At 70.8% G+C, this 10,446-nt stretch carries 9 protein-coding genes; 1 reads left to right on the forward strand and 8 read right to left on the reverse strand.

Annotation, left to right across the window (positions count from 1 at the left end; translation table 11 throughout):
- Positions 1-121 precede the first annotated feature (121 nt).
- The gene (epsC, locus tag ACPYOG_RS17160; RefSeq protein ID WP_090036182.1) at positions 122-691 is read right to left on the reverse strand and encodes a serine O-acetyltransferase EpsC; all 570 of its coding nucleotides are present in this window, start codon (positions 689-691) and stop codon (positions 122-124) included.
- Positions 692-696: 5 nt separating this feature from the next.
- Positions 697-1,635: a cysteine synthase A gene (cysK, locus tag ACPYOG_RS17165; protein WP_481295369.1), complete on the reverse strand. Its 939-nt coding sequence runs from the start codon at positions 1,633-1,635 to the stop codon at positions 697-699.
- 146 nt (positions 1,636-1,781) lie between these two features.
- On the opposite strand from cysK, the gene prmC reads away from it, so the two are divergent.
- Positions 1,782-2,663 (forward strand): peptide chain release factor N(5)-glutamine methyltransferase, encoded by an 882-nt coding sequence (gene prmC / locus ACPYOG_RS17170; RefSeq protein WP_481295370.1) that lies wholly within the window; start codon positions 1,782-1,784, stop codon positions 2,661-2,663.
- Positions 2,664-2,693: 30 nt separating this feature from the next.
- On the opposite strand, the gene prfA is transcribed toward prmC, so the two are convergent.
- The 6 genes from prfA to ACPYOG_RS17200 all read right to left on the reverse strand — a co-directional run.
- Positions 2,694-3,767, reverse strand: a complete 1,074-nt coding sequence (gene prfA, locus ACPYOG_RS17175) for a peptide chain release factor 1 (RefSeq protein WP_481295371.1) — start codon at positions 3,765-3,767, stop codon at positions 2,694-2,696.
- A 90-nt stretch (positions 3,768-3,857) separates the two neighbouring features.
- The gene (gene rho, locus ACPYOG_RS17180; protein WP_481295372.1) at positions 3,858-6,155 is read right to left on the reverse strand and encodes a transcription termination factor Rho; all 2,298 of its coding nucleotides are present in this window, start codon (positions 6,153-6,155) and stop codon (positions 3,858-3,860) included.
- 239 nt (positions 6,156-6,394) lie between these two features.
- On the reverse strand, positions 6,395-7,351 hold the full coding sequence (gene thrB, locus ACPYOG_RS17185; RefSeq protein WP_481295373.1) for a homoserine kinase: 957 nt from the start codon (positions 7,349-7,351) through the stop codon (positions 6,395-6,397).
- The gene (gene thrC / locus ACPYOG_RS17190; protein WP_481295374.1) at positions 7,348-8,469 is read right to left on the reverse strand and encodes a threonine synthase; all 1,122 of its coding nucleotides are present in this window, start codon (positions 8,467-8,469) and stop codon (positions 7,348-7,350) included. Before thrC ends, thrB begins: the two co-directional genes overlap by 4 nt.
- Positions 8,469-9,872 carry a homoserine dehydrogenase gene (locus ACPYOG_RS17195; RefSeq protein ID WP_481295375.1) on the reverse strand — a complete coding sequence of 468 codons (1,404 nt, stop codon included), beginning with the start codon at positions 9,870-9,872 and terminating at the stop codon, positions 8,469-8,471. Before ACPYOG_RS17195 ends, thrC begins: the two co-directional genes overlap by 1 nt.
- On the reverse strand, positions 9,869-10,446 hold a 578-nt coding region (locus tag ACPYOG_RS17200; protein WP_481295376.1), incomplete at its 5' end, for a diaminopimelate decarboxylase family protein. The genes ACPYOG_RS17195 and ACPYOG_RS17200, both read right to left, overlap by 4 nt.

Consider the following 10,446-nt stretch of genomic DNA (forward strand, 5'->3'; position numbering starts at 1 on the left):
TCCGTCGTCGGCAGCGTCAGATGTGTATAAGAGACAGCCACAAAGACTGCACGCGAAACGCCGTTGAAGCGTGCAGTCTCTGCGGACTCGACGGTGGGGGGTGAGGCGGGAGCGGCGGGAGTCAGATGTAGATGGCGGGGTCGAGCCAGTCGTCGCCGGGGATCTGCTCGTGGCCGGAGCGCGGGCGAGGATGCGCGGGGACGCCGACGAGGAGCGAGTCGGGAGGCGCATCCCGCGTCACGACGGCGTTCGCGCCGATGACGGAGTGCGCGCCGATCCTGATGGCTCCGAGGACTTTGGCGCCGGCCCCGACGACGACGCCGTCCTCGACGGTGGGATGCCGCTTGCCGTGCCCCTTCCCCCGGCCGCCCAGCGTCACGCCGTGATAGAGCATCACGTCGTCGCCGATCCACGTCGTCTCGCCGATCACCACGCCCATTCCGTGGTCGATGAAGAAGCGCCGGCCGATGCGGGCTCCGGGATGGATCTCGATCCCGGTCAGGAACCGGGTGAACTGCGACAGGAACCGGGCAGGCGTCCGGAATCCGGACAGCCACAGGCGGTGTGCGATGCGGTAGGACCACACCGCGTGCAGTCCGCTGTAGACGAGCGCCACCTCCACAGTGCCGCGCGCTGCCGGGTCGTGCTTGCGCGCGTTGCGGAGGTCCTCACGCAGCCGGAAGATCGACACCTCGCTCAGTCCTGAAGGTCGGCCCACAAGGGCGTGGAGATGTACCGTTCGCCGGTGTCCGGCACGATGGCGACGATGGTCTTGCCCGCGTTCTCAGGACGCATCCCCACCTGGAGAGCCGCCCAGACGATCGCGCCGGAGGAGACGCCGGCGAGGATGCCCTCCTCCGAGGCCAGCCGCCTGGCCACATCCAGCGCATCCTCGAAGGACACGTCGACGACCTCGTCGTAGACGGTCGTGTCGAGGACCTCGGGCACGAAGTTCGCGCCGAGCCCCTGGATCTTGTGCGGGCCGGGCTTGCCGCCGTTCAGGATGGGCGAGTCCAGCGGTTCCACCGCGACCACCTGCACCCCGGGCCTGCGCTCCTTGAGCAGCCGGCCGACGCCGGTGATCGTGCCGCCGGTCCCGATGCCGGACACGAAGATGTCGATGCCGCCGTCGGTGTCCGCCCAGATCTCCTCGGCGGTCGTGGCGCGGTGGATCGCCGGGTTCGCCTCGTTGGCGAACTGCTGCGCCAGGATCGCGTTCCCGGTCGAGGCGACGATGTCCTGCGCCTTCTCGACCGCTCCGCTCATCCCCCCGGAGCCCGGAGTGAGGACGATCTCGGCGCCGAACGCGCGCAAGAGGACGCGTCGCTCCGTGCTCATGGTCTCCGGCATCGCCAGGATCACCCGGTACCCGCGTGCCGCGCCCACCATGGCCAGGGCGATGCCGGTGTTGCCGCTGGTCGCCTCGACGATGGTCCCTCCCGGGCGGAGCGCACCGGCCTTCTCAGCCGCATCCACGATCGCGACGCCAATGCGGTCCTTCACGCTTCCCGCCGGGTTGGAGGATTCGAGCTTGGCCAGGACCGTCGCATCCACACCCTCGGTCAGGCGATTGAGCCGCACGAGCGGGGTGCGCCCGACGGCCTCGGTGACGCTGGCGTAGATCTGTCCGGACATGGGCCTCTTCCTTGCGAGATGGTCGTGCGCGGATCCTGTCGCGGGGATCGTGTTGCCGGGGACCGTCGCGGAGGGGATCGCCTGACCACTCTAGACGCCGCGACGCCGTGAAGAAGGAGTGTGACCGAGGGTAGGCTCGACGGGCGATGACCCCCGACTCTCCCCCCGCTCCCGTCTCGGCCCGAACGCTCCGCGATGACGCCGTCGCCATGCTGACACGAGCCGGCGTACCCGACCCCGAGGTGGATGCCGAGCTGCTGCTCGGCCATGTCCTGGGCGTGAGCCGGGGACGCGTCCAGGCACTGGTCGTGTTGGAGGAGACAGTCGCCGCCGCGGAGGTCGCACGATTCCGCGAGGTCGTCGAGCGCCGCGCATCCCGCGAGCCTCTGCAGCACATCACCGGGCGGGCGCCCTTCCGGTCCCTCGAGCTGAACGTCGGACCCGGCGTCTTCGTCCCGCGGCCGGAGACCGAGCAGGTCGCCCAGTTCGCGATCGACGCGCTGCGCGCCATCCCGTCTCCCTCGCCCGTCGCCGTGGACCTGGGAACCGGCAGCGGCGCGATCGCACTCGCGCTGGCGACGGAGGTTCCGCACGCCCGCGTCTATGCGGTCGAGAACTCCGCCGAGGCGTTCATCTGGATGCGGCGCAATGTCGACGAGATCGGCGCCGCCAATCTGACGCCGGTGTTCGTCGACCTGCGCGAAGCCCTCCCCGAGCTCGACGGCACGGTGGATGTCGTGATCTCGAACCCGCCGTACGTGCCCGACGACGCCATCCCGCGCGATCCCGAGGTGCGGCTGCACGACCCGCACGCCGCCCTGTACGGCGGACCGGACGGACTGGATGTGGTGCGCACGATCTCGCGCGTCGCCCGCCGCCTGCTCCACCCGGGCGGCACGCTGGTGCTCGAGCACGGCGAGCTGCAGGGCGCGGCGATCCGGGAGCTCCTCACAGCCGACGGCTGGCGGGCCGCCGCCACCCACCGCGACCTCACCACGCGCGACCGCACCACCACCGCTCTCCGCTGAACCGGGTTCCCCAGCCGAGAGCCGCGGCGGTCACTCGGCGAGAGCGGCCAGGCGGGACTCCTCGTCTGCGAGGATGTTCGACTCGATGACAGGCTCGAGGGCGCCGTTCATGACGGCGTCCAGGTTGTAGGCCTTGTAGCCGGTGCGGTGGTCGGCGATCCGGTTCTCGGGGAAGTTGTAGGTGCGGATGCGCTCCGAGCGGTCCATGGTCCGGATCTGACCCTTGCGGAACTCCGCCGCCTCCGCGTCGGCCTCCTCCTGCTGCCGCGCGAGCAGCCGCGCCCGCAGCACGCGCATGGCCGCTTCGCGGTTCTGCAGTTGGCTCTTCTCGTTCTGCATCGACACGACGATCCCGGTGGGGACGTGCGTGATGCGGACGGCCGAGTCGGTCGTGTTGACGGACTGACCGCCCGGGCCCGAGGACCGGAAGACGTCGATCTTGAGATCGTTCGGATTGATCTCGACCTCCTCGGGCTCGTCCACCTCCGGGAAGACGAGCACCCCGGCGGCGGAGGTGTGGATGCGGCCCTGCGACTCGGTCGCGGGCACCCGCTGCACGCGGTGCACGCCGCCCTCGTACTTGAGGTGGGCCCACACGCCCTCTGCGGGGTCGCTGGAGTTGCCCTTGAACGCGACCTGCACGTCCTTGATGCCACCGAGGTCGCTGGAGGTCTGCTCGATGATCTCCGCCTTCCACCGCTTCGCATCGGCGTAGTGCAGGTACATGCGCAGGAGGTCGCCGGCGAAGAGCGCGGACTCGGCCCCGCCCTCCCCCATCTTGATCTCCATGATCACGTCACGGGAGTCGTTGGGGTCCCGCGGGATGAGGAGGCGGCGCAGTTTCTCCTCCGACTCCTCGACGCTCTTCTCGAGCCCCGGGATCTCTTCGGCGAAGGCCGCATCCTCAGCGCCCAGCTCGCGTGCAGCCTCCAGATCGTCCGAGAGCTGCTTCCACTCGTGGTAGCTGGCGACGATGCGGGAGAGTTCGGCATAGCGGCGGTTCACCCGCTTCGAGCGCACGGGATCGCTGTGCAGCTCGGGGTCGGAGAGCTGGCGCTGCAGGTCGTCGTGCTCGGCGATGAGGGTGTTCACCGATTCGAACATGGGGTCTTCTTTCTTCGTCAGGAGGGGCCGGGAACGACGAAGCGCCCGCCCGCCATGCTTCAGGCATGGGCGGACGGGCGCTGAACGTCGCTAGCGGTGGTCGTTCTCGTGTCCGTGCGAGTGCGCGGTGCCGTGGCCGTTGGCCGGCGCCGGCATCGACTTCTGCACCTGCATCAGGAACTCGACGTTGCTCGAGGTCTCCTTGAGGCGGCCGAGGACGATCTCGAGCGCCTGCTGCTGGTCGACCCCGGCGAGGGCGCGGCGCAGCTTCCAGGTGATCTTGACCTCGTCCTGGCCCATCAGCATCTCCTCGCGTCGCGTGCCGGAGGCGTTGACGTCGACCGCCGGGAAGATGCGCTTGTCGGCCAGCTGGCGGGACAGGCGCAGCTCCATGTTGCCGGTGCCCTTGAACTCCTCGAAGATGACCTCGTCCATCTTGGAGCCGGTCTCCACCAGCGCCGAGGCGAGGATGGTGAGCGAGCCGCCGTGCTCGATGTTGCGGGCGGCGCCGAAGAAGCGCTTGGGCGGGTACAGCGCGGAGGCGTCCACTCCACCGGAGAGGATGCGGCCCGACGCCGGAGCGGTCAGGTTGTAGGCACGACCCAGGCGGGTGATCGAGTCGAGCAGCACGACGACGTCGTGACCCAGCTCCACCAGGCGCTTCGCGCGCTCGATGGCGAGCTCGGCGACGGTGGTGTGGTCCTCGGCGGGGCGGTCGAAGGTGGAGGCGATGACCTCGCCCTTAACCGTGCGCTGCATGTCCGTGACCTCTTCGGGGCGCTCGTCCACCAGCACCACCATGAGGTGCACCTCGGGGTTGTTGGCGGTGATCGCGTTGGCGATCTGCTGCATCACGATGGTCTTGCCGGCCTTGGGCGGCGCGACGATGAGACCGCGCTGGCCCTTGCCGATCGGCGCGACCAGGTCGATGATCCGCTGGGTCACCTTGCTCGGCTCGGTCTCGAGCCGCAGGCGCTCCTGCGGGTACAGCGGGGTCAGCTTGCCGAACTCGACGCGCGCAGCGGCCTCCTCCGGGGTCTGCCCGTTGATGGAGTCGACCTTGACCAGCGCGTTGTACTTCTGGCGGCTGTTGTTCTCGTTGTCGCGCGGCTGGCGGATCGCTCCGACGACGGCGTCGCCCTTGCGCAGGCTGTACTTCTTGACCTGGCCGAGGGAGACGTAGACGTCGCTCGCGCCCGGCAGGTAGCCGGTCGTGCGCACGAAGGCGTAGTTGTCCAGCACGTCGAGGATGCCGGCGACGGGGATGAGGACGTCGTCGTCGGCCAGCTCGGGCTCGTACTCGTCGCCGACGGGGCCGCCGCGGCGCTTGCGGTTGCGGTCGCGGTAGCGGCCGGCACGGTCGCCCTCCGCCTGCTGCTGCGCGTTCTGTCCGCGGTTCTGCTGGCCGTCGCCCTGCTGGCCGCCCTGTTGCAGGTCCCGGGGCTGGTTCTGCTGGCCCTGGCCCTGGCTCTGCTGGCCCTGGTTCTGCTGGCCCTGGGTCTGCGTCTGCTCGTTCTGCTGGCCGGAGTTCTTGTTCCGGTTGCGGTTGCGGCGGTTGCGGCCCTGGCCCTGCTGCTCGGTGGAGGAGTCGCCCTGCTCACCCTGCAGGTTCTCGGCCGGAAGGCCGGCTTCGGTCTGCTCGGGCTGCGAGAACGGCTGGTCGGTCTGGCCGTACTGCGGCTGCTCGCCGTTCTGGCCCTGGTCGCCGTTCTGGGCGCCCTGGCCGCGACCGCGGCGGCGACGGCCGTTGCCCTGGCCCTGCTCGCCGTTCTGGTTGTTCTGCTGGCCGCCGCCCTGCTGGCCGGCGTTCTGCTGGCCGCGGGCCTGCTCGCGGGAGGCGAGCGCGGAGTCGAGGAGCGCATCCACATCGGGGATGAGCGACTCGACACCGGTGGCGCCGGAGTTGACGTGCGTGCCGGCGGCGACGCCGGAACCGGACACGGCGGTGCCGTCCGGGCTGCTGGCACGGCGCGAGCCACGGCGACGCGGCTCGGTGACGGCGGGCGCATCGGCGACGGGCGCCTCAGCGGCCGGCGCAGCGGCGACGGGCGCCTCAGCGGCCGGCGCAGCGAACGCGTCCGCCTGCGGCAGTACCGGGTCGCCCACGGTCGGCTCGACGCGCTCGGCACCGATCGGCTCGGCGATGAGCGGTTCGGTCAGCACCTGCGAGGCGGCGACGGCCGGCTCGATGGTCTCGGCGGCCCCGCCGGCGTCGGCCGGAGCGGACGCCGCACGTGCGGCGGCGATCGCCTCGACCAGCTCGCCCTTGCGGAGCCGGGTCGCGCCCTGGAGCCCGAGCCCGGCGGCGAGAGCTTGAAGCTCTGGCACCTTGAGCGCGGTCAGGTCGCTGGTGTCCACGCCCCCGGCGTGGAGTTCGACATCAGTCACGGAAGAGGATCCTTTCCCCCGGCGCGTCTACGCGCGCCGTCTGTGAAGCTTCGTCACATGAACTGCCGGTTACGCGCTGCGTTCTGATCCGCGCTACGTCGCCGCCCGGACATCCGGGACGGCAGGCAGGAGTGACGGCATGATTGCTAGGAGATCACCCGGAAGCTGGATTCGCTCGTGACGCGGGTTCTTCGCGGGTGCGTCTGCAGTTTACCACCTCGGCACCGACGCTCCCGACGCTAGGCCGCCGGTGTGTCCGAGACGGTCGCCTCCTGAGGCGTTACGGTGGCGCCCTTGAAGTCGACAGCCAGCATCAGCGGCTGCCAGCGCGTCTGCGCCGACTGCTCGACGAGCTTCGCCGCGGCCAGCCGCTGGCTCGGGTCACTGCCGAGGACCAGGATCGACGGACCCGCCCCGGAGACCACAGCCGCGAAGCCGTTCTCCCGGAGCAGCGTGATCAGCCGGTCGGTCTCCGGCATGGCCGACGCCCGGTAGCTCTGGTGGAGCTTGTCCTCGGTGGCGGCGAGCAGCAGCTCGGGGCTCTGGATGAGAGCGGCGACGAGCAGTGCGGAGCGGGAGACGTTGAAGACGGCGTCCTCGTGGGGCACCGACTGCGGCTGGAGGCTGCGGGCGAGCGCCGTCGACATGACGTGCTCGGGGACCAGCACGAGCGGCGAGACACCGCGGTGCACGATGAGCTTCTTGAAACGCGGGCCGTCCGGGGTCACCCAGGCGATGGTGAGACCGCCGAACAGGGCGGGCGCGACGTTGTCGGGGTGGCCCTCCATGTCGTTCGCCAGCGCCAGCAGCTGCTGCGCGTCGAGGTCGACCACACCCTCCAGGAGGCCCGTGGCGGCCATGATGCCGGAGACGATGGCGGCGCCGGAGGAGCCCATCCCCCGGCCGTGCGGGATGCTGTTGCGCGCCCGCAGGCGGAGGCCGGGCACCGGGATGCCGACAGCGTCGAAGGTGTGGGCGATCGCCCGGACGACGAGGTTGCTCTCGTCGGTCGGCACCTCGCCTTCGCCCACCCCGATGACCTCGACGGTCGCGCCGGGCTCGTCGCGGACCGCGACCTCGAGCTCGTCGTAGAGCGCGAGCGCGAGCCCGAGCGTGTCGAAGCCCGGCCCGAGGTTCGCGCTGGTCGCGGGAACCTTGACCGTGACCGCGCGGCCCCGGAGGTCGGGCGAGGTCACGCCGTCGCCTCCGACGTCGCTTCGGCGTTCGCCGACAGCCCGAGCACGTCGGCGATCGCGGTCGTGTCGACCGGGACGACGGTCGGCTGGACGTCGGAGCCGTCGGCCGTGCGGAGGGCCCACTGCGGGTCCTTGAGACCGTGGCCGGTGACGGTCAGGACGACGGTGGATCCCGCCGGGATGATGCCCGCATCCGACCGCTCGAGGAGACCGGCGACGCTGATCGCGGACGCGGGCTCGACGAAGATCCCGACCTCGGCGGAGAGGATGCGGTGCGCCTCCAGGATCTTGGTGTCGTCGATCGCGCCGAAGTACCCGTCGGAGTCGTCGCGCGCATTGAGCGCGAGCTCCCACGACGCGGGGTTGCCGATCCGGATGGCGGTCGCGATCGTGTCCGGCTCCTTGACGGCGTGGCCGAGGACGATCGGCGCGCTGCCGGCGGCCTGGAAGCCGAACATGCGCGGCAGCTTCGTCGACTCGCCGCGCTGCAGCTCCTCGGTGTAGCCGCGGTGGTAGGCCGTGTAGTTGCCGGCGTTGCCGACCGGGACGATGTGGAAGTCGGGCGCGTCGCCCAGAGCCTCCACGACTTCGAAGGCCGCCGTCTTCTGGCCCTCGATACGGTCGGGGTTGACCGAGTTCACCAGGTGCACCGGGTAGTTGGTGGCGAGCTCCCGGGCGATGTCGAGACAGTCGTCGAAGTTGCCCTGCACCTGCAGCAGCTGGGCGTTGTGCGCGATCGCCTGGCTGAGCTTGCCCATGGCGATCTTGCCCTCGGGCACCAGCACGACGGCCTGGATGCCCGCGTGCGTCGCATAGGCGGCGGCGGACGCCGAGGTGTTGCCGGTGGAGGCGCAGATGACGGCCTTCGCGCCGTGCTCGACGGCCTTGGAGATGGCCATGGTCATGCCGCGGTCCTTGAACGACCCCGTGGGGTTCATCCCCTCGAACTTCACCCAGACGTCGGCGCCCGTCCGCGCGGAGAGCGCAGGGGCCGGGATGAGCGGCGTGCCGCCCTCGCCCAGCGTGACGATCGGAGTGGCGTCGGAGATGTTCAGGCGGTCCGCGTACTCACGCAGGACGCCACGCCACTGACGACTGTAGGCCTTGGGCTGGGGCATTACGATCCTTCGACTCGGAGAACGGAAGAGATGGCGATCACGACGTCGCTCGCGGCGAGAGCCTCCACGGTGGCCGCCAGCGCGGCCTCCTCGGCTTCGTGGGTACCGATGACAAGGGTAGCGGTGGCCCTGCCACCGCCGTGAATCGGGCTCCACGCGGCTGCACCCGACCCGGCCGCGGCCGCAGCTCCCGCGAGAGCCGGACCGGGGATGATCACCGGGCCCGTCTGATTCGGAACGGACTGCTGGACGGTCTCGACACTGACCCCGCCGTCGCTGAGGATGCGCGCGACGGCCGCGAGCACGCCGGGCTGGTCCTTCACCTCCAGAGTGATCTGGTAGCGCGTGACGACCCGGCCGATGTCGAGCACCGGCAGGTCGGCATGCGTGGACTCGGCGACGCCCGGTCCGCCGACGACGTGCCGCCGGGCGGCGGAGACCACGTCGCCGAGGACGGCGGAGGCCGTCTCGACGCCGCCGGCGCCGGCGCCGTAGAACATCAGGTCGCCGGCGGAGGCCGCCTGGACGAAGACGGCGTTGTGCGCGCCGTGGACGGCCGCCAGCGGGTGCTCCCGGCTGATCAGCGCGGGGTATACGCGGGCGGAGACGCCCTCTTCGCCCGTCTCCGGGTCGGTCAGCCGCTCGCAGATGGCGAGGAGCTTGATGACCGCTCCTGCCTCGCGCGCCGCATCCACCTGGGCCTTCGTCACGCTCGTGATGCCCTCGCGGTAGACGCGCTCCAGCGGAACGACGGTGTGGAAGGCGAGGCTGGCGAGGATGGCCGCCTTCTGGGCCGCGTCGTACCCGCCGATGTCCGCGGTCGGATCCGCCTCGGCGTAGCCGCGGTCGGTGGCCGTGGCCAGGGCGTCCTGCAAGGTCTCGCCGTGCACATCCATCCGGTCCAGCACGAAGTTCGTGGTGCCGTTGACGATGCCGAGGATGCGGTTGACCCGGTCGCCGGCGAGGCTGTCGCGCAGCGGGCGGATGATCGGGATGGCGCCGGCGACCGCGGCCTCGTAGTAGAGCTGCGCGCCGACCTGCTCGGCGGCGTCGAAGAGCTCGGGGCCGTGCGTCGCCAGCAGGGCCTTGTTCGCGGTGATGACATCCGCTCCGGAGTTCAGGGCCTCCAGCACGAAGCCGCGGGCGGGCTCGACGCCGCCCATCAGCTCCACGACGATGTCGGCCCCGAGGATGAGGGAGCTCGCGTCGGTCGTGAACAGCTCGCGCGGCAGGTCGGCGTCGCGCGGCGCATCCACGTCGCGGACGGCGATGCCGACGAGCTCCAGCCGGGCGCCGACGCGGGAGGCGAACTCGTCCCCCTGCTCGAGCAGGAGGCGGGCGACCTGAGAGCCGACGGAGCCGGCCCCGAGCAGGGCGACGCGGAGGTTGCGGTACTCGATCATGCGTTGCTGCGCTCCTTCGACACGGATCCGGCGGTGGTCGCGGATGCGGCGGGTGCGTACCCGGCGTCCCGGGCGAGGAGGTCTTCGATGGTCTCGCCGCGGACGATGACCCGCGCCTCCCCGTCCCGCACGGCGATCACCGGCGGCCGGCCCACGTGGTTGTAGTTGCTGGACAGCGACCAGCAGTAGGCGCCGGTCGCGGGCACCGCCAGCAGGTCGCCGGGAACGATGTCGCCGGGCAGGTACTCGGCGTCCACGACGATGTCGCCGCTCTCGCAGTGCTTCCCGGCGATGCGCACGAGCTCCGGGGCCGCTGCCGACACCCGGTTCGCGATCCGGGCCGAGTAGTCCGCCTCGTACAGCGCACGGCGGGCGTTGTCGCTCATCCCGCCGTCCACGCTCACGTAGCGGCGGACCGCCGTCTCGCCGTCGTCCTGGAAGATGACGGGGACGTCCTTGATGGTGCCGACGGTGTACAGCGTCAGGCCCGCGGTCCCGATGATGGACCGGCCGGGCTCGAAGGCGACGACGGGCGTCGGGATCTCGAGCACCTCGCATCCGGTCTGGACGGTCA

The sequence above is a fragment of the Leifsonia sp. HAY1-4F genome, from assembly GCF_056755275.1.

Excerpts from the sequence above, each read along its gene's own strand:
- cysK (WP_481295369.1), bottom strand. The coding sequence starts at position 1,635 with ATGTCCGGACAGATCTACGCCAGCGTCACCGAGGCCGTCGGGCGCACC.
- prmC (WP_481295370.1), top strand. The coding sequence starts at position 1,782 with ATGACCCCCGACTCTCCCCCCGCTCCCGTCTCGGCCCGAACGCTCCGC.
- prfA (WP_481295371.1), bottom strand. The coding sequence starts at position 3,767 with ATGTTCGAATCGGTGAACACCCTCATCGCCGAGCACGACGACCTGCAG.
- thrC (WP_481295374.1), bottom strand. The coding sequence starts at position 8,469 with ATGCCCCAGCCCAAGGCCTACAGTCGTCAGTGGCGTGGCGTCCTGCGT.
- ACPYOG_RS17195 (WP_481295375.1), bottom strand. The coding sequence starts at position 9,872 with ATGATCGAGTACCGCAACCTCCGCGTCGCCCTGCTCGGGGCCGGCTCC.